Annotated in this window: 14 protein-coding genes; 10 read left to right on the top strand and 4 right to left on the bottom strand. The window is 73.0% G+C overall.

Features of this window, described 5'->3' with window-relative positions:
- The first annotated feature begins 116 nt into the window (after positions 1–116).
- The 9 genes from ACWCQM_RS08020 to ACWCQM_RS07980 all read left to right on the top strand — a co-directional run bounded on the left by ACWCQM_RS08020 (position 117) and on the right by ACWCQM_RS07980 (position 12593).
- Complete coding sequence (locus tag ACWCQM_RS08020; RefSeq protein ID WP_450914444.1) at positions 117–1778, top strand: PucR family transcriptional regulator; 1662 nt, start codon at positions 117–119, stop codon at positions 1776–1778.
- Between the two features lie 199 nt (positions 1779–1977).
- Positions 1978–3669, top strand: a complete 1692-nt coding sequence (locus tag ACWCQM_RS08015; protein ID WP_450914443.1) for a PucR family transcriptional regulator — start codon at positions 1978–1980, stop codon at positions 3667–3669.
- A gap of 229 nt (positions 3670–3898) precedes the next feature.
- Positions 3899–5140 (top strand): branched-chain amino acid ABC transporter substrate-binding protein, encoded by a 1242-nt coding sequence (locus tag ACWCQM_RS08010; protein WP_450914442.1) that lies wholly within the window; start codon positions 3899–3901, stop codon positions 5138–5140.
- Between the two features lie 228 nt (positions 5141–5368).
- The gene (locus ACWCQM_RS08005) at positions 5369–6328 is read left to right on the top strand and encodes a branched-chain amino acid ABC transporter permease (protein WP_450914441.1); all 960 of its coding nucleotides are present in this window, start codon (positions 5369–5371) and stop codon (positions 6326–6328) included.
- A 62-nt stretch (positions 6329–6390) separates the two neighbouring features.
- A complete protein-coding gene (locus ACWCQM_RS08000; protein ID WP_450914440.1) occupies positions 6391–8043 on the top strand; it encodes a branched-chain amino acid ABC transporter permease in 1653 nt (550 codons plus the stop codon).
- Positions 8040–8918 (top strand): ABC transporter ATP-binding protein, encoded by an 879-nt coding sequence (locus tag ACWCQM_RS07995; RefSeq protein ID WP_450914439.1) that lies wholly within the window; start codon positions 8040–8042, stop codon positions 8916–8918. Before ACWCQM_RS08000 ends, ACWCQM_RS07995 begins: the two co-directional genes overlap by 4 nt.
- The gene (locus tag ACWCQM_RS07990; protein ID WP_450914438.1) at positions 8915–9631 is read left to right on the top strand and encodes an ABC transporter ATP-binding protein; all 717 of its coding nucleotides are present in this window, start codon (positions 8915–8917) and stop codon (positions 9629–9631) included. The genes ACWCQM_RS07995 and ACWCQM_RS07990 overlap by 4 nt, the downstream gene beginning before the upstream one ends.
- A gap of 539 nt (positions 9632–10170) precedes the next feature.
- A complete protein-coding gene (locus tag ACWCQM_RS07985) occupies positions 10171–11829 on the top strand; it encodes an ABC-F family ATP-binding cassette domain-containing protein (protein WP_450914437.1) in 1659 nt (552 codons plus the stop codon).
- 80 nt (positions 11830–11909) lie between these two features.
- Positions 11910–12593, top strand: coding sequence for a class E sortase (locus ACWCQM_RS07980; protein ID WP_450914436.1), 684 nt, complete (start codon positions 11910–11912; stop codon positions 12591–12593).
- A 44-nt stretch (positions 12594–12637) separates the two neighbouring features.
- Here the strand turns inward: ACWCQM_RS07980 and ACWCQM_RS07975 are convergent, their stop codons facing one another.
- Together ACWCQM_RS07975 and ACWCQM_RS07970 are read right to left on the bottom strand one after the other, a co-directional pair.
- Positions 12638–15067: a glycoside hydrolase family 65 protein gene (locus ACWCQM_RS07975; RefSeq protein WP_450914435.1), complete on the bottom strand. Its 2430-nt coding sequence runs from the start codon at positions 15065–15067 to the stop codon at positions 12638–12640.
- Positions 15067–15828, bottom strand: a complete 762-nt coding sequence (locus tag ACWCQM_RS07970) for an HAD family hydrolase (protein WP_450914434.1) — start codon at positions 15826–15828, stop codon at positions 15067–15069. Before ACWCQM_RS07970 ends, ACWCQM_RS07975 begins: the two co-directional genes overlap by 1 nt.
- Before the next feature lie 226 nt (positions 15829–16054).
- Here ACWCQM_RS07970 and ACWCQM_RS07965 point away from each other — a divergent pair, with 226 nt between their 5' ends.
- Complete coding sequence (locus tag ACWCQM_RS07965; protein WP_450914433.1) at positions 16055–16282, top strand: hypothetical protein; 228 nt, start codon at positions 16055–16057, stop codon at positions 16280–16282.
- A gap of 27 nt (positions 16283–16309) precedes the next feature.
- On the opposite strand, the gene ACWCQM_RS07960 is transcribed toward ACWCQM_RS07965, so the two are convergent.
- Complete coding sequence (locus ACWCQM_RS07960; RefSeq protein ID WP_450914432.1) at positions 16310–17596, bottom strand: ricin-type beta-trefoil lectin domain protein; 1287 nt, start codon at positions 17594–17596, stop codon at positions 16310–16312.
- Positions 17597–17635: 39 nt separating this feature from the next.
- Entirely contained in the window at positions 17636–18943 is a 1308-nt protein-coding gene (locus ACWCQM_RS07955) for an RICIN domain-containing protein (protein ID WP_450914431.1), read from the bottom strand.

Below are 18943 nucleotides of genomic sequence, written 5' to 3'. Positions count from 1 at the left end.
TCGTGCACAGGCCAAGAGCCCTTGAGCGCGGGGGTGCGGGGACACCGGGCGGGGAAGTAGCGGAACCGTTGTGGACGCCCGCCGTCGTTCCCAGGAAGTGCCCTTACCCTTCGCACATGGATCTGGCTGACAGACGCGACACGTCTGCACGCCCCCGTGCCGGGGTGGCTCTCCCGCTGCTCGTCGCGTATCTCGGGGTTCCCGTCGCCCAGGCGGGAGGGAGCACCGACGACGACGTGGCCCAGGTGGTCATCGCCGCGCCCGGGGAGGCGCTCGGCCCCGTTCCCGGCGCGCTCGTGCTGGTCGCGGGGGCCCGGGGAGCCGCGGCGGTGGCGGCCGTGGGCGCCGCCGGTGCGGCGGGGGCGGTGGCCGTCGCGGTGCGGGTCGGGCCCGAAGGGCTGACCGAGGGCGTACGGGCCGCCGCCATGGGGGCCGGGGTCTCCGTGCTCGGTGTACCCGACGGGCTGCGCTGGGACCAGGTCGAGGCCCGGGTGCGCGGACTGCTGGACAGCGGGGCGACGCAGCCGGCGGACCGGTCGGGCGACCTCTTCTCCCTGGCGCAGACGGTCGTCACGCTGACGCACGGCGTCGTGGCCGTCGAGGACAACGCCCACCGGATCGTGGCCTACGCCGGATCGGGCGAGGAGGCCGACGCCTTCCGGCGCGAGTCCATCCTCGGCCGCGCCTGCCCCGAGGAGTTCCTCGCCCTGCTCCGCGAATGGGGCGTCTACCGGCAGGCCCGCGCCGGGGAAGAGGTGATCGAGGTGCCGGACCGCCCCGACCTCGGGGTGCGGCGTCGGCTGGTCATCGGCATCAACGCGGGGAGCAGGCCACTGGGCACCATCTGGGTACAGGAGGGTCGGCGCCCGCTCTCCGACCGCACGGGCGACGTGCTCCGGGGCGCCGCCCGGCTCGCCGTGCCGCAGATGGTCGACCACTACTACAGGGGCGACTCCACCGCCCGGCTCCCCGCACGGGCCGACCTCGCGCACGGCCTGCTCACCGGGCGCTTCAACTCCGTCGCGCTCGGGACACAGTTGGGGATCGCCCCCGCCGCGTCCGCCTCCGTCGTCGCCGTGGACCTCCGCGACCCGGACGACGGGGACACCGCCTGGCACGACGCCCGGCGGGCCGAGGCCGCGCAGATCGTGTCGGTGCACGCCGCCGCCTACCGGACCAACGCCGTCGTCGCCCAGGCCTGCGGGCAGATCTACGCCATCCTGCCCGGCCCCGCCGGGCACACCGACGAGGCGCCGCTGCTCCGCTGGGCCGCCGATCTGGTCGCCACGCTGCGGCGCCATCACAGGACCCCGGTCCAGGCGGCCGTCGCGGGCACCGCGCAGCGGCTCGACGGCATCCCCTCGGTCAAACTCCGCGGCTACCACGCGCTCCAGGTCATGGCCCGCACACCCGACCGTGCCGTCGACAGCCACAGCAGGCTGACCGCGTCGCTCATGGTGCGCGATCTGCTGGAGGTCCTGGAGAGCCACCGCGAGATCCGCCACCCGGGGCTGGAGGCACTGGTCGCCCACGACGCGGAGAACGGTACGGAGCTGGCCAGCTCCCTGCTCGCGTATCTGAACGGCTTCGGCGATGTGACCCGGGTCGCGAAGAGCCTGAACGTCCACCCCAACACCCTGCGGTACAGGGTGCGCAAGGCATCCGAGCGCACGGGACTCGACCTGGACGACCCCGAGGACCGGCTCGCGGCCATGCTCCAGCTGCGGCTGCTCGGCGGTACGGGGGAGACGGGGCCCAGCCCCTTCCCGGCACGCTGACCCGGAACCCTTCCGGGCGGCACGGCCGCCGGCACGCTGACCCGCGGAACCCGTCCGGACGGCACGGCCGGCCCCACCGCGCTGGACGCCTCGACAGTCCCGGGCGGCAGATGTTGTCCGGCAGGACAATCCGGCCGCCCCTCCGCCGCCGCTAGCGTGCCTGCTGACGACGCAGCTGCCGAGCGTGGGGGAGGTCGTGGTGCCCGCCGTCCAGCTGCACCACGTGGTGAGCGCGCTCGGCGGCCCGGGTGTGGACCTGCTGACGGCTCCGCGCGGTCTGGAGGCGCCGTTGCGCGACGTCGTGATCGCCGAGCCGTGCGACACCGAACTCCTGGACTGCCAGGGGGACCTGGTGCTCCTGATCGGCGCCCGGGGCCGGGCCGCGCTGCGCGCGCTCATCGCCGCCGGACGGGCCGGCGCGGTCGCGGTGGCCGTCAAGACCGGCGCCGGCGACGGCGAGGAGCTGCGCAGGGCCGCCGCGGAGTGCGGGACCGCGCTGCTCGCCGTGGACCCGCGGGCCCGCTGGGAGCAGGTGGAGTCGGCGGCCCGCGCGGTCGTGGACTCCGTCGGCGGGGTGCCCGATCCGGCGGAACTCGGCACGGACGGCGACCTGTTCTCGCTCGCCCAGACCGTGGCGACCCTCACCGGCGGCATCGTGAGCATCGAGGACGCGGCCAACCGCGTGATGGCGTACAGCCGCTCGGGCGACCAGGTCGACGAGCTGCGCCGGCTCTCGATCCTCGGGCGGGTCTGCCCCGAGGAGTTCCTCGCCGTCCTGCGCGACTGGGGGGTCTACACCCGGCTGCGGGGCGGCGAGGAGATCGTGGCCGTGCGGGAGAGGCCCGAACTCGGCATCCGCAGCCGCCGGGTCGCAGGGATCAGCGCGGGCAGCAGGCTGCTCGGGACGATCTGGGTGCAGGAGGGCCAGGGCCCGCTGGAGGAGCGCACCGACCGGGTGCTGCGCGGTGCCGCCCGTCTGGCGGCGCTCCTCCTCGTGCGCGGGCACGGCAGGGCGGGACCGGGCTCCGCCCTGCGCGAGGAGCTGGTGGCGGGGCTGCTGGCCGGCCGGCCGGCCGCGGGTTCGGCCGCCGGGCAGCTGGGGGTGGCCGCCGACAGCGGGGCCACGGTCCTGGGAATCGACCTGCGGGAACGCGAGGACGCCGCCGGGCCCGCCGGTCCCGAGCTGGAGCTGCGCAGGACCCGGGCGGCCGGGATCGTCGCCGTGCACGCCGCCGCCTACCGGCGCAGCGCCGTGGCCGCGCGGCTGGACGGCCGGGTCTACGTCCTGCTGCCGGAGGCCCCTCCAGGACCCGGCGTCCAGGAGCCCGCGGCCGGCAACGGGTCCGGGGCCGCCGGTCCGCAGGACAGTGCCGGGACCGCGCCGTCCGATCCGGCGGTGCTGTCCTGGGCCGCCGATCTGGTGTCCACGCTGCGCAGCCATCTCGGGACGCCCGTGCAGGGGGCGCTCGCCCGGCCGGTGGCCCGGCTCGCGGAAGCCCCGACGGCGCGGAGCACCGCCGACACCGTGCTGGACGCCATGGCCGGCACCCCGGGGCGGGCGGTGGCGACGTACGACGACGTGCGCTCCTCCGTCGCGCTCGGCGCGATCCTCGAACTGCTGGACGCCAGGCCCGACGTACGCGATCCCGCGCTCGACGTCCTGATCGAGCGCGACCGCAGACAGCGCACCGAGCTGGCGTCGTCACTGCTCCTGTACCTCGACGCCTTCGGGGACGTCTCCAAGGTCGCGGAGCGGCTGCACATCCACCCGAACACGCTGCGCCACCGCATCCGGCGTGCGGTCTCCCTCAGCGGCCTCGACCTGGACGACCCGGAGCAGCGGCTGATGGCCATGCTCCAGCTCCGTACGGCGGGCAGACCGGCCCTCTGACTGGGCCGCCGGAGACCCGGAATCCCTTGTGCCGCACGGGATGAAGGGTTTCCGTGCGCCCAGGTCTCCGCAATGCGTCCCGCGCGTGTCGCGCATTGTCCGGTCGGACAACGTGCGGGCGTCAACGTCGTCCGCGCAGACAGCCTGGATCAAGCCACCGCCCCCATAACGTTCAGTCACCGCGCAGCCCGGACGACCGTCGGCCGCGGACATGTCTTGGGGAGGAACCATGCGTCACGTTCGCCTGCTCAGAATCGGTGTGCCCGTCATGGCCGGGGCGCTCGCCCTGTCCGCGTGCGGCAGCCGGGACACCGGGGACGGCACCGATGCCGCCGGCGGCTCCACCACCCTCACCATCGGTTTCGACGCCCCGCTCTCGAAGGACCTGGCGGCCGTCGGCCTCGGCATGAAGAACTCCGCCGAGCTGGCCGTGAAGAAGGCCAACAAGGACAAGACCGTTCCGGGGGTCACGTTCGAGCTCGTCGCCAAGGACGACCAGGCGCTGCCGAACATCGGTCAGCAGAACGCCGCCGCGTTCGCCGCCGACGACAGCGTGATCGGTGTCGTCGGGGCGTACAACTCCTCGGTGTCCGCGGCCATGCAGTCCACCCTGGCCGACGCGAAGCTCGTGCAGGTGTCCGGCGCCAACACCAACCCCACCCTCACCCAGGGCTCCGACTACAAGAAGACGCCGAAGCGGGAGTACGCCAGCTACTTCCGCACCATCACCACGGACGCGGTGGCGGCCCCGGTCATGGCGGAGTACTTCTTCAACGACCTCAAGATCAAGAAGATCGCCACGGTCGACGACAAGAAGACGTACGGCGCGGGCATCATCGGCAACTTCACGGACGCCTACAAGGAGCTCGGCGGCAAGGTCGCCATCCACCAGAGCATCAACCCGGACGAGAGCGACTACGCGGCCGTCGTCAACAGCGTCAAGTCCTCCGGTGCGCAGGGCGTGTTCTACGGCGGTGAGTACCCGCAGGCCGGCCCGCTGAAGAAGCAGCTCGTGGCGGCCGGTTTCGACGGGCCGATGGGCGCGGGTGACGCCGTGAAGGACGACAAGCTCATCGAGCTCGCGGGCAAGGAGGCGGCGAACGGTACGTACACGACGTCCGACGGCGCCCCCGTGGACACGCTGGACTCGGCGAAGAGCTTCATCGCCGACTACAAGGCGGCCGGCTACTCCGAGCCGTACGGCGTCTTCGGCGCGTACACCTACGACGCGACGACCGCGCTCATCCAGGCGGTCAAGGCGGCGGCCGAGGGCAAGGACGGGAAGATCGGCGCGGTCAAGGACCTCCGGCCCGACGTCGTCACCGCGATGCAGAAGGTCTCCTTCTCCGGCGCCACCGGCCAGGTCGCCTTCGACGAGTTCGGGGACAGCGTCAACCAGGTGATCAGCGTCAACGCCGTGGAGAACGGCGCCTGGAAGGACGGCGTCGAGGTCATCACCGTCGAGAAGTAGCGGCGGCGCACCGGCGGGCGGGCCGCCCGGCCGTTCCCCACGCGAACTCCCCCGGGCCGCCCGGCCGTCCCCCGCGAGGACACCCCGGGCCGCCCTGCCGTTCCCCACGCGAACTCCCCCAGCCCTCCCGGCCCCGGCGGCCTGTCCCGCAGCCCCGCCCAGGACGCGGCCCCGCCGCCGCCCCCGCACCCAGCGCCCCAGATCCACCCCGCCCCCTAAGGACCCCGGGTGACCCTCACCGAACTCATACAACTCCTGGCCGACGGACTCGTCCTCGGCTCCATGTACGGGCTGATCGCCGTCGGATACACGATGGTCTACGGCATCCTCCAGCTCATCAACTTCGCCCACGGCGAGATCTTCATGCTGGGCGGCTTCGGCGCCCTCTTCGTCTACGCCTGGGTCCCCGGGCTCCAGTCCGTCTCGCTCTGGCTGGCCCTGCCCGTCCTGCTGATCGCCGGGATCATCATCGCGGTGACCGCCGCGGTGGCCGCCGAACGCTTCGCCTACCGGCCGCTGCGCCGGGCGCCCCGGCTCGCCCCGCTGATCGCGGCGATCGGCCTGTCGCTCTTCCTCCAGCAGGTCGTCTTCAACTTCTTCACGCTGCCGGGCGAGTCCGTCGGTGTCACCGCCCCCGTGGCCTTCCCCCAACTCCCGGGCAAGCCACTGGAGATCGGCGGCGTGGCCATCAGTCACGCGGCCGTGCTGACCGTCGTCGTCGCCGCGCTGTGCATGACGGGCCTCGCCTGGTTCGTGCGCCGCACCCGCACCGGCCGCGCCATGCAGGCCACCGCCCAGGACCCCGCCACCGCACGGCTGATGGGCATCGACACCGACCGGGTCATCGTCATCGCCTTCGCGATCGGCGCCGTCCTGGCCGCCGTCGCCTGCGTCACCCAGGGGCTCCGCCTCGGGCTCATCTCGTACAACATGGGCTTCATCGCCGGTCTGAAGGGCTTCACCGCCGCCGTGCTCGGCGGGATCGGCAACATCCGCGGAGCCATGCTCGGCGGGGTGGTGCTCGGTGTCGCCGAGTCCGCCGCCTCCGGAATCCTCCCGCACATCCCGTCGCTGTCGATGTTCGGCGGGTCCGTCTGGAAGGACGTGTGGGCCTTCGTCATCCTCATCGTCGTGCTGCTGATCAGGCCACAGGGCCTGCTCGGCGAACGCGTCGCGGACAGGGCGTGACCGCGATGACGACGACTCCCGCCTCCGGCGCCCGTACCCCCGCGCGTTCCATGAAATCCGTGATGCCCATGAAGCCCATGAACCCGGTGGCGGCCAAGGCCCTCACCGGCACCGGCCTCGCCCTGACCCTCGTCTCCCCGTTCCTGCCGTGGACGTGGACCGCCGCGTTCCCCGGCAACCTGACTCTGGCCGGCTATCCCGGCGGCAGCCAGTTCGTCACGCTGGCCACGGGACTGCTCACCCTGCTCCTCGCCGTGCTGCGCCAGGTCAGGGCCGTCCGCGCCGCCGCGCTCGCCGCGCTGACCAGCACCCTGATCACCGTCGGCGCCATCGCCGTCACCCTGGGCGGAGCCGTCAACATCGAGCCGGGCGGCTGGCTCGCCGCCGCGGCCGTCCTGCTGCTCACCGCCGGGGCCTACGGACTGCCGGCGGGTGAGGACGCGCCGGTGGCCCGGAAGGCCGCCGTACGGCTGCCGCACGCCGCCGAGATCGCCCTGATCACCGTGGTGTTCCTGGCCGCGATGTACGTCCTGACGTACGGGATCACCACGGGCTCCGCCGAGGAGTTCCTGGCCTTCCTCCCGGCCGCCGGGCTGGGTCTGCGCGCCCTGGTGGTCAGCGGCCTCACCGCGCGGATGAGCGAGATCAACTCCCGTCACAGGATCGCGGTCGCGGTCGCCACCCTGGCCGCCGCGCTCGTCTTCCCCTTCACCCAGAGCAACGAGCAGTACACCGCCATCGCGGACAACATCCTCGTGTTCGCCGCCGTGGCGCTGGGGCTGAACATCGTGGTCGGCATGGTCGGGCTGCTCGACCTCGGTTACGTCGCCTTCCTCGGCACCGGCGCGTACACCGCCGCCCTGGTCTCCGGGTCCTCGTTCTCCACGATCGGGATCACCCTGCCCTTCTGGGCGGCGGCGCTGCTCGGCATGGCCGTCTCGCTGGTGGCGGGTGTGGTGATCGGAGCGCCGACACTGCGTCTGCACGGCGACTACCTGGCCATCGTGACGCTCGGCTTCGGCGAGATCTTCCGGATCACCGTCAACAACCTCGACGGCACGTCCGGTCCGCTGCTGACCCGTGGCCCGAACGGCATCAACTCCATCCCGAACCTGAGCGTCCTCGGCTTCGACTTCGGGCAGAGCCACACCATCCTCGGCGTGACGTTCGGCCGGTTCGCCAACTACTACCTGCTGCTGCTCGCGGTGATCGCCCTGGTGGTCTTCGTCTACGCGCAGGTCGGCAACTCACGCGTCGGCCGGGCCTGGGTCGCGCTGCGCGAGGACGAGACCGCGGCCACGGCGATGGGCATCGAGGGCTTCCGGTTCAAGCTGCTGGCCTTCGGCCTCGGCGCCTCGCTGGCCGGTCTCGCGGGGGCGGTCATGGCCCACCTCCAGACCAACGCGGTCCCGGACAACTACAAGTTCGCCGACACCGCCCCGCCCAACTCGGCGTTCCTGCTGGCGGCCGTCGTCCTCGGCGGCATGGGCACGATCTCCGGGCCGCTGGTCGGGGCCGCGCTGCTGTATCTGATCCCGGCGAAGTTCGAGTTCTTCAGCAAGTACCAGATGATGCTCTTCGGTCTCGCGCTCATCCTCATGATGCGCTACCGCCCGGAGGGCCTGGTGCCCGACCGCAAGCGGCAACTGGAGTTCCACGAGGAAGAAGTGGCGCAAGCCGAGGCACACGAGGCCGCTGTGGAGGCCAGGGCATGACCGAGACCACCGAACACACCGCGGAGGCGTCCACCGCCGAGGCGATCCTGGACGCCCGGGGTGTGACCATGCGGTTCGGCGGCCTGACCGCCGTCGACGACGTGGACCTGACCGTCCGCGCGGGCGAGATCGTCGGACTGATCGGCCCGAACGGCGCCGGCAAGACCACCTTCTTCAACTGCCTGACCGGCCTGTACGTGCCCACCGAGGGCGAGGTGCGGTTCCGGGGCGCGGCCCTGCCGCCGCGCCCCGCGAAGGTCACCCGCGCCGGGGTCGCCCGTACCTTCCAGAACATCCGGCTGTTCGCCAACATGACGGTCCGCGAGAACGTCATGGTCGGCCACCACACCCGCAGCCGGGCCGGGCTGCTCTCCGCGATCGGCCACGGCCCCCGCCACCGGCGCACCGAGCGCGAGTCGCGGGCGAAGGCCGACGAACTCCTCGCCTTCACTGGCCTGGACGGCCTCGGCGACTCACTGGCCCGCAACCTCTCCTACGGTGCCCAGCGCCGCCTGGAGATCGCCCGCGCCATGGCGTCCGACCCCGCGCTGCTCCTGCTCGACGAGCCGACGGCGGGCATGAACCCGCAGGAGACCCGCGAGGCCGAGGAACTGGTCCTGGCGATACGGGAGCGGGGCGTCGCGATCCTGGTGATCGAGCACGACATGCGCTTCATCATGAACCTCTGCCACCGGGTCGCGGTCCTCGTCCAGGGCAGCAAGATCATCGAGGGGGCCCCGGCCGTGGTCCAGGCGGACCCGCGCGTCATCGACGCCTATCTGGGCGCCCCGCCGGAACTGGAGGAGGCGCTCGGCGGCGACGCCCCGTCCACCCCCGGCGCCACCACCGCGACCGCCGAGGAGGAGACGCCATGAGCGCGCTGCTGGAAGTGACCGACCTTCGCGTCGCCTACGGGAAGGTGGAGGCCGTCAAGGGCATCTCCTTCACTGTGGACGCGGGCCAGGTCGTCACCCTGATCGGCACCAACGGCGCCGGCAAGACGACGACGCTCCAGGCCCTGAGCGGTCAGCTGCTCCCGTCGGCGGGTTCGGTCCGCTTCGACGGCCGGGACCTCGCGGGCGTACCCGCCCACAAGGTGGTCTCGCTGGGCCTGGCCCACTCGCCGGAAGGGCGGCACATCTTCCCCCGGCTGACCGTCGAGGAGAACCTGCTGCTCGGCGCGTACATCCGCAAGGACGACCCTTCGATCGCCGAGGACATCGAGCGCTCGTACGAGCTCTTCCCCCGCCTGCGGGAACGCCGGTCCCAGCCGGCGGGCACCATGTCCGGCGGTGAGCAGCAGATGCTCGCGATGGCCCGCGCGCTGATGTGCCAGCCCTCGCTGCTGATGCTCGACGAGCCGTCCATGGGGCTGTCACCGATCATGATGCAGAAGATCATGGCGACCGTCGCCGAACTCAAGGCGTCCGGCACGACGATCCTCCTCGTCGAGCAGAACGCCCGCGCCGCGCTGGCGCTGGCGGATCGGGCGTACGTGATGGAGACCGGCCGCATCGTGCTGTCCGGCACGGGCCCCGAGCTCCTGCACGACGAGAGCGTCCGCAAGGCCTACCTCGGCGAGGACTGACCACGCCCCGTCCCCCGGTTCCGCCCCCGTGCGCACACGCCTCCCCGCGTGCGTGCGGGGGCGGAGCCCTGTTCGCGGGGCGGATCGGCTGACGCGACCGGGGCTCCGCGGGCCTGATCCGGTCCCTCAGCGCAGGAGGCGGCGTCACACATCGCCGATCCCGAATGTTTCGGAGTACCCCGCGATCGGGCGAGCAGACGCTGAGGAACCCGCGCCCCCGCGTCAAGACGGCGTCCCCCGCGAAATCCCGGGCCGCCGGCCCGCACACGGTGTACAGTTTTTGAGTCCTGTTGTCTCCGATAGAGGTGGACGTTGCGCATCTGAGGTTCGCGATCATCGCGCGGTACGGCCCCTGCCGTAGCCCGTCACGCCGCCGTCGGCTCTTCTGCCGCCCCGTGACCCCGCGTGGATGCGACCTCGGTGCATGGACCGTCCTCCCGTCTCTCCGGAGGACCGCACCCCTTTCTCTCCTCGGCCGGTCGCCGCGTGGTGCTCGCACACGAAGCCCCTGATCACATGCTTACGACCGCGAGGATCACATGTCCCAGCCCACGCCCGCCGCGTCGCTCTCCTGCTCCGCCCTGTCCTTCAGCCACCCGGACGGCACGCAGGTCTTCGACGGGCTCTCCCTGAGCGTCCCCCGGGGCCGCACCGGTCTCGTCGGCACCAACGGCTCCGGAAAATCCACCCTGCTGAGGCTGCTGGCCGGCCGGCTCCGTCCCTCGTCGGGCTCGGTGACCGTCGGCGGTCACCTCGCGTACCTGCCGCAGAACATCACGCTCGACACGGACCTCCGTGTCGAGGACGCCCTCGGCATCACCGAGCGGCGTACGGCGCTGCGCGCGATCGAGGCCGGGGACGTCTCCGAGCGACACTTCGAGACGGTCGGCGACGACTGGGACGTCGAGGAACGGGCCCTGGCGACCCTGGGCTCGCTCGGCCTCGGCGACGTCGGCCTCGACCGCACCGCCGGGCAGCTGTCCGGCGGCGAGACCGTGCTGCTCCGGCTGGCCGCGCTGCTGCTGGAGCGCCCCGACGTGCTGCTGCTCGACGAGCCGACCAACAACCTCGACGTGTTCGCGCGCCGCCGGCTGTACGACGCCGTCGAGTCCTGGCGCTCCGGTGTGCTCCTCGTGGTCAGCCACGACCGTGACCTGCTGGAACGGGTCGACCGCATCGCCGATCTCCGCGCCGGCACGGTGAACTGGTACGGCGGCGGCTGGTCGGCGTACGAGGAGGCGCTCGCCACCCAGCAGGAGGCGGCCGGGCGCATGGTGCGGGCCGCCGAGTCCGACGTACGCCGTCAGAAGCGCGAGCTGGAGGAGGCCCAGATCAAGGTCGCCCGCCGCCAGCGGCACAACAAGAAGATGGACGCCCAGCGGCGCGCGCCGAGGATCGTCGCGGGCGAGCACAAGAGGTCGTCCCAGGAGGCCGCGGGCAAGCTGCGCGGGCTGCACGAGGACCGGCTCCAGGAGGCGCGCGAGCGGCTCGACACGGCGTCGGAGGCGATCCGTGACGACGCGGAGATCCGGGTGAAGCTCCCCCGCACCGCGGTCCCCGCGGGCCGCACGGTCCTGAGCGTGCAGGGGCTCCGGCCCCGCTTCGGCACCCTGCGCGAGGGCGAGCTCCACGTCCAGGGGCCCGAACGCGTCGCGCTCGTGGGACGCAACGGCGCGGGCAAGACGACGCTGCTGCGCACCCTCACCGGGGAGCTGGCACCGGAGTCGGGGGAGGCCAGGACCTTCGTGCCGCTGCGCTTCCTGCCGCAGCGCCTGGACGTGCTGGACGACTCGCTGAGCGTCGCGGCGAACGTGTCCCGTCTCGCGCCGGGGACCACGGACAACGAGATCCGCTCGCAGCTCGCGCGCTTCCTCTTCAAGGGCGCGCGGGCCGAGCAGGAGGCGGGCACCCTGTCGGGCGGGGAGCGCTTCCGTGCCGCCCTCGCGGCGACGATGCTCGCCACCCCGGCGCCCCAGCTGCTGATGCTGGACGAGCCGACCAACAATCTGGACCTGGCGAGCGTGCGGCAGCTGACCAGCGCACTCGGCTCCTACGAGGGCGCGCTCGTGATCGCCGGCCACGACCTGGCCTTCCTGGAGTCGGTCGGCATCACCCGCTGGGTGCTCGTGGGCGAGGAGCTCACGGAGACGACCGCCGAGGAGGTGCGCGAGCTGCTCGACCCGGGCGCCGCCGGATGACCGGTGGTGTACTGGAAGGTGCGGGCCGGGCCCCACAGGCCCGCACCGAGGCAGCACCGGCCATCGATCCGGAACCCGTCATGCACCCTTCCCAGGCACTCCGCCGGCTCCCCCGAGCCTGCGCCGCCGCAGCCGTCGTCGTGCTGGCCGCCGGAGGTCCGGCGGCGGTCGCGGCAGCCACCCCGGCCGCCGCGGCCACCCCGGCCGCCGCGGCCACGGCAGCCGCGGCGCCCACCGACAGGACCGACCCGCGCACCGAGACCGCCGAGCTCACCGTCCCGGCGATCGGCATCACCGGCCTGCGCGTGGTGCCGTACGAGGGCACGACGGACGACGCTCCGGGAACCCGCGTCCAGGACACGGGTGCGGCGGCCAGCCCGTACGGCGAGAAGGGCGGCGTCGGGCCCGGCGAGAGAGGGAACTACCTGGTGACGGCCCACCGGCTCTCCGCCGGAGGTCCGTTCCACGACCTGCCGTCGCTGGAGAAGGGCGACACGGTCCTCGTCACCCGGAGCGGCACGGTGTACGAGTACCGGATCACGGAGACCCGGGAGACCTCGTTCCGCTCGGAGCGCTCGCTCGCCGAACAGCGCGCCGAGGTGCCGGGCGAACCGGGCGAGAAGCCCACCGAGGCCATGATCACCCTCTCCACCTGCGCGACGCCGGAGGACGACGCGGCCGGGAACTTCTGGCGCGACGCCCAGCACAACCCGGAACACCGCATCGACAAGATCGGCGTGCTGGTGTCGTCCCGGCCCGCGTGAACGGGGACCGGCCCCGGAAGCGGCCGGCTCCCAGGGCCCCTCTTTCAGGACCCGCCGGGCATGTCGGTGGGCAGCTCCAGCCAGCGCGCCGTCCCCGGCTGGACGACATAGGCGCTGCCGTCCAGCCTGACCCGGACGCCCGGCCGTTCCGAGTCCGGCACGGCGATCCGCAGACGTTCGGCGCGCAGCCGCAGGTCCACGTCCCAGTGCCGCCGGAAACGGAGCCGCATCCGGAACTTCGACAGCTGCGGCAGGGTGGCCGGGGCGAGCCACAGGGCGTCGTCGCGGGTCTCCAGACCGGTCATGCCGCGCTGGACGAAGTCGAGCGTGCCCGCCATCGCCCCCAAGTGGATGCCCTCCTCCGTCGTACCGCCCTGGATGTCGGCGACGTCCCCGATCAGCGCCTCCTCGCAGTACGCCCAGGCGTCGTCGCGGTGCACCCGGGCCAGCACCCAGGCGTGGACGAGGGAGCTGAGGGTGGAGCCGTGGCTCGTGCGCTTCACGTAGTAGTCGACGGTGGCCCGCCAGGTCTCGTCGTCGAGTTCGTACCCGAGCCTCCGGAACAGCGAGGCGAGTTCCCTGGGCGAGAAGAGGTAGCCCAGCATCAGCACGTCGGCCTGCTTGGACGCCTGGTAGCGGTTGACGGTGTCCCCCTCGGCCTCCAGGATCCGGTCCAGGCGCCGGATGTTGCCGTACCGCTCCCCGTAGCCCTCCCAGTCCAGCTCGGCCAGATCCCCGTAACCGGCGAACTGGCTGATGACGCCTCGGTGATGGGGCACGTACAGCCTGCGTGAGATCTCGTCCCAGCGGTCCATCTCGGACGGGTCGAGCCGGATCCGGTCGAGAAGCTGCCGGCAGCGGCTCGCGGGGAGGGAGCGGCACAGCTCACCGGCCCTCGCCAGCACCCAGGCCGCAGTCACGTTCGTGTACGTGTTGTCGTCGAGCCCCGCGGACTCCGAGTCCGGGTAGGCGTCGTGGTACTCGTCGGGTCCGACGACGCCCCTGATGCGGTAGCGCCCGAGGGACGCGTCCCACTCCGCGCTGTCCGCCCAGAAACGGGCGATCTGGAGCAGCATCTCGGCGCCCTTGGAGTAGAGGTACTCCGTGTCGCCGGTCGCCTGGCAGTACTGCCACACGTTGTACGCGACCGCCGAGCCGACATGGTGCTGGAGGCGTGACCGGTCGGGCAGCCAGCGCCCCGAACGCGGGTTGAGGTGGACCTCCTGGGTCTCCTCGCGCCCCTCGTCGGCGCTCTGCCACGGGTACATCGCCCCGGACCTGCCGATCGCCTGCGCCGCGGCCTGGGCGGCGGGGAGCCGCCGGTGGCGGTAGTCGAGCAACCCCCGTGAGACCTCCGGGAGATGGAGGTTCAGGAAAGGCAGGACGAACAGCTCGTCCCAGAAGACGTGCCCCCGGTACGCCTCGCCGTGCAGCCCTCTGGCCGGTACGCCGACATCGAGCTCGGCGGTGTGCGGGGAGAGTGTCTGGAGCACATGGAAGAGGTGCAGCCGCAGAATGCGTCCGGGCTCGCCGGGCACCTCCAGCCTGGCCTGCTGCCACAGATCCGCCCAGGCCCGGCGGTGGGTGGTCAGCAGCCGGGCGTACACCGGAGCCTCATCGACGGCGGACACGGCGGCCCGCAGCGGGCTGCCGATCGCCGGGTCCCTGGAGGTGAAGAGCGCGACCGTCTTGTCGACGACGGCGTCCGAGTCCGGGGACAGCGGGAGCATCAGCGTCTGGTGGACCGCTCGCGGCTCCTGCCGGGGCTCCGCCCGGTGGTCGCCGTTACGCTCCGGGCCGCAGGAGGCCACCGTGCGGGCGGCCAGCGCGATACCGATGTCCGACTCGACCGTGCGGCAGCGCAGCCACACCGCGGATTCCGGCTCCGTGCCGGTCTCCCAGCCGATGAGGTGGCGGTCGGCGAGCTCCCGGTAGCGGGCGACACCTGAGTTGCGGATGTCGCCGTCGATCGCGACCTCCACCTCCAGCTCACCCGCCCAGCCATGGGCCGTGAACACCGTGTGCAGCGCGGCGAGATGGGGGTCGCCCATGTGCACGAGACGCTCCTGCGCGACCGTCAGACGGCGGCCGTCGCCGTCCTCGTACACCGAGTGGCGGGTGAGGACTCCACCGCGCAGGTCGAGGGACTGCCGGTGCTCCGCGAGATACGGGTGGTCGGGGGTCAGCCAGGGTCCGGGGCCGGCGCCCTCGGGGTGGATGCGGTAGCGCAGCGGCAGCCAGTTGGGGAGGTTGACGATGTCCTCGTTCTCGACCTGGCGGCCCTGGACGGACGAGGTCAGACGGTTGTAGCAGCCCGCCGCGTAGGTGCCCGGGTAGTGCGACGTCGCCGCCGGTGTCTCGGGCGCGGCACCCCGGGTGGCGAAGTAGCCGTTGCCGAGGGTGCACAGGGCTTCGCGCAGCCGCTCCTTCTCCGGGTCGTACCCCTCGTACACCCAGACCCAGTCCCGCGCCATCAGTTCGCCCCGCTGATCAGCAGGTCCCCCGGATCGGACACCACCAGGTCCGCGCCGTGCCGGCGCAGGGCGGCGGCGCCCTCGGGCGTGTCCGAGCGGTCCACCCCGACGACCAGGCCGAAGCCCCCGCGCCTGCCCGCCTCGACCCCGGCCAGCGCGTCCTCCACGACTCCGCTGTCCCCCGGCGGGACGCCCAGGCGCCGGGCCGCCTCGATGAACAGGGCGGGATCGGGCTTGCCGGGCAGCTCCAGGCGGCGTGCCTCGTTGCCGTCGACCACCGCCGTGAACAGGCCCAGGAGACCGGCACCGGCCAGCAGTTCGGTCGCGTGCCGGGAGGCGGAGGCGGCGGCGATCGGCACCCGCGCGTCGCGCAGCACGCGCAGGAGGCGCACTGTGCCCGGCCAGACGGCGATCGGACGGGTGCGCAGGCTCTCGGTGAACGCCTTGTCCTTGCGCGCGGCAACCGCCCACACCGTCCCGGTGCCCGGCGGGTCGTCGGGGCTGCCCTCCGGGAGGTCGATCCCCCGGGAAGCGAGGAACGCGGAGGCGCCGTCCTTGCGCGCCTTGCCGTCGACGTACTGCCGGTACTCCTCGGCCTCGTCGAACGGCCGCTGCCCCTCATGGGTGGCGAGACAGGCGTCGAACGCCTCCTTCCAGGCCGAGGCGTGGGCCGTCGCGGAGTCGGTGATCACACCGTCCGTGTCGAAGACGACGGCGTGCACGGAGAGCAGGACTGCGGCCGGTGACGGTGCGCGTGCCATGACCGGATGGTCCCTTCGTCGAGGCGTCCCCCGTCCCATGGCATCAGGTTCCGGGCCGGGCCGCTCCTTGTAGCCCCTGCGGCCGGTCCGCCGTGCGCTGCCGGAAGGCCCGGCGGGCGCCCCGGGCGGCACACTTCCGGAGCACGTTTCCGGCGCTCCTCCGGACCCCAGAGGGTAAAAAGTCGGACAAGTTTCTTATTGTCCGATGTTGGATTACCGTAAAGACATGGCCAGTACCGAGCGTCAGACCGACCGGCAGGCGGAGTACGCGTGTCCGGCCTGCAAGAAGCCCGTCGACACCGTCCTGGAGCGGCACAAGACCCTCGGCATCTTCGTCCCGCACTGGGGTCCCGGGTCCTGCCACAACCCCCACTGCCACAGGTACGGAGAGAAGCCCCGGGTCGCCGGGACGACGCGCGACTCCCGCGAGTCCGTCTCCCACGGGTCCGCCTAGGGTCTCTCGTCCGGCTCGGGCCCGGGGTCAGGCCTTCGACCAGGTCTGGTTGGGGCCGCCGGAGCAGGGGAAGAGCACGGCCGGGGTGCCGTTGGCGGTGCTCGCCTGATAGATGTCCACGCACTTGGTGGCGATCCTGGCGACCAGGTCCTGGGTGGAGTTGAGGTAGAACTGCTGGGCCGGGTTGCCGCTGCAGTAGGCCACCTGGATCGCGGTGAGGTCCTCCGTCGACGCCCAGGCGACATCCATGCACATCCCCAGGGCGCGTACGGTGCCGTCCGCCCTGAAGTCCCAGCGCTGGGAAGCTGATCCGTCGCACGGCCACAGGCTGAGCTGGGTGCCGTCCTTTCCGGACCCCGCGCTGAGGCACTTGCCCGACTGGGCGCTGACCAGGGCGTTCCCGGGCGGCTTGGGCGCCGCGCCGACCGACGTGCCGGTGCCCTTGGCTGTCGCCTTCGGTGACGCGGCGGGCTTCTTCTTCACCGTGGCGGGCTCGGTGGACGCCTTCTCGCCACCGGGGGCGGGTGCGGGCCTGGGGGCGGTCTTCGGCTGCCTGTCCTCGGGGCCCGCCGAGGAGGCGGACGGTGAGGGTGAGAGTGAGGGCGAGGGGGACGCGGCGGTGAAGGCACCGGGTCTGCGGGAGGAGCCGTCCTGGAGCACGGTGCCCGTGGTGGGCGAGGTGACCAGCTGGGCCGCGCCGTCGTCCCGGCCGCCGTCGGAGGCCAGCGCGAAGGGCAGGGCGATCAGCAGGGAGCCGACGATCGCGGCGGCGGCCAGCAGTGGCTTCTTGGGCCGTCCCCCCACGGCGGCCTCCCCGTCGGCACCGGGACCGCCGGGCACGGCGGAGGCGGCTGCCGCCGCCGCTGCCGGGAGCTCGGCGGAGGCCGTCGATACCGCTGCGGCCGGGGGTTCGCCCGGGGAACCCGCGCCGGGGCGGCCGGTCGTCACGGCCTGACCTGCCTGACCCGCGTGGCGTGCCTGACCGGCCGCCTCGGGGTCACCGGCCCGGCTCGCCCTCGCGGCCTCGCCGGCTCTACCGCTGCCCCCGGCCGTCGTGGCTGCGGTCGTCGTGGTGCCGCCCGCCGCCGGGGTCGCGGCGGTGGATGCCGCGGGCGAGGCGGTGGCAGGCGGTGTGGCGGTGGGTGCCTCAGGAGAGGCGGTGGCAGGCGGTGCGGCTGCGGGGACGAGGGCGGTACCGGGCGCGCCGGGACCTGCGGGCAGCGCGACCGCCTGGCGGACGGAGGGCGGGCCGGGCCGGCCTGACGGGACAGGCGCGGCGGCCCCGCTGCCTCCGGGAACCGGGGGAACGGACATCGGATCACATCCTCCGTGAGGTGGGGGGCGAGCAGGTGCTCAGGCGAACGACCAGAGGTGGTCGTCCTGGGCGGAGCAGCCGTACACGGTGAGGTTGGCGCCTCGGCCGCCCGATCCGCCCAGGCCCGCGACGTCCAGGCAGAGGCCCGCGCTCTTGTGGTTGCGAATCCAGAAGGCGCCGTCGGCCCGCTTGTCCAGGTACCACATCTGGTTGTCCCCGGAGCCCGGGTTGCAGTGCCACTCGTAGACGGCGGTCCTGGCGGGCTTGGCCCCGTAATCCGGCAGGTCCAGGCAGTAGTTGTCCTTGCCGTTGCGGACCGTGAACAGGTCCGCGCCGCCGGGGCCCGCACCCTTCTGGTTGACCACCAGGTCCCACAGCTGGTTGTCGCGGCTGGTGCCGTCGCAGGTGAACTGCTCGACGGAGCCGTTGAGTTTCCCCTTGCCGTAGTTCGGCACGTCGACGCACAGCCCGGTCATCCGGTTCTTGATGAGGATGCCCGTGACGGTCGAGAACCGCGCACTCGTGGGCAGTGCGCCTCCGGCACGTACGGCGGCGCGGCGGGCGGCGGCCGTGGGTGAGGGTGCCGCCTTCGCGGGCTTCTCCGCCGCCTCCTTACGCGTACCGCTCGCCGGGGCAGGGCCGGTGTCCGCGGCGGCCCGGGTCGACGGCGAGGGCCCGGTGGACTCCTTCCGTGGGCCCGTGGTGGGCGAGGGCGTCGCCGAGGGCGAGGCGGGCACGTAACTGCCCGGGGTGCTGCCCGACCGGCCCGAGTCGTGCGGCAGCACGTCGGACGAGACGGACGCCGCGGTGGGTCGCGTCCGGGTGTCGTCGTCGCTCATCCCCATGAAGAGGAGCGGTACGCCGATGAGCAGGCTCCCGCCGATCGCGGCAGCGGCGAGCAGCGGCTTGTTGGGGCGCGGGGACGGCGGGTCACCGGCGGCCGTGGTCACGGCGGGCGGCTCCGCGGCACCGCCCGCGCCCGACGCGGCGGCGGTCCCGCCGTCCGGCTGGGCGGTGGCGGCGCCGGGGCCCGGTTCGGGCGTCACGGGGGTGCTGCCCACCGTCCGGGCGCGGCCCGTCGTGCCGGTCCGTGCGGTTTCGCCCGCTGTCGGCTCGCCTGCCGCCGGCTCGCCTGCCGTAGATGCGGCCGGCTCCGGTGCGCTCGCGCCCGGTTCGGCGGTCGGCGCACCCGGCCCCGGCTCACTCGCGCCCGGTTCGGCTCCGGCCCTGCCCGCCGCCGGTGTGCGCGGGGCGAGGGCGGGGTTCGCGGCGGCGGGTCCGGAGACCTGAGGCAGGGCCGTGGCGCGGCGCACCGCCGGTTGCGCGGTGCCTTCTTCACTGGCCAT

Source organism: Streptomyces sp. NPDC002125 (assembly GCF_053593715.1).
This window is presented reverse-complemented; position numbering and strand designations above follow the sequence as displayed.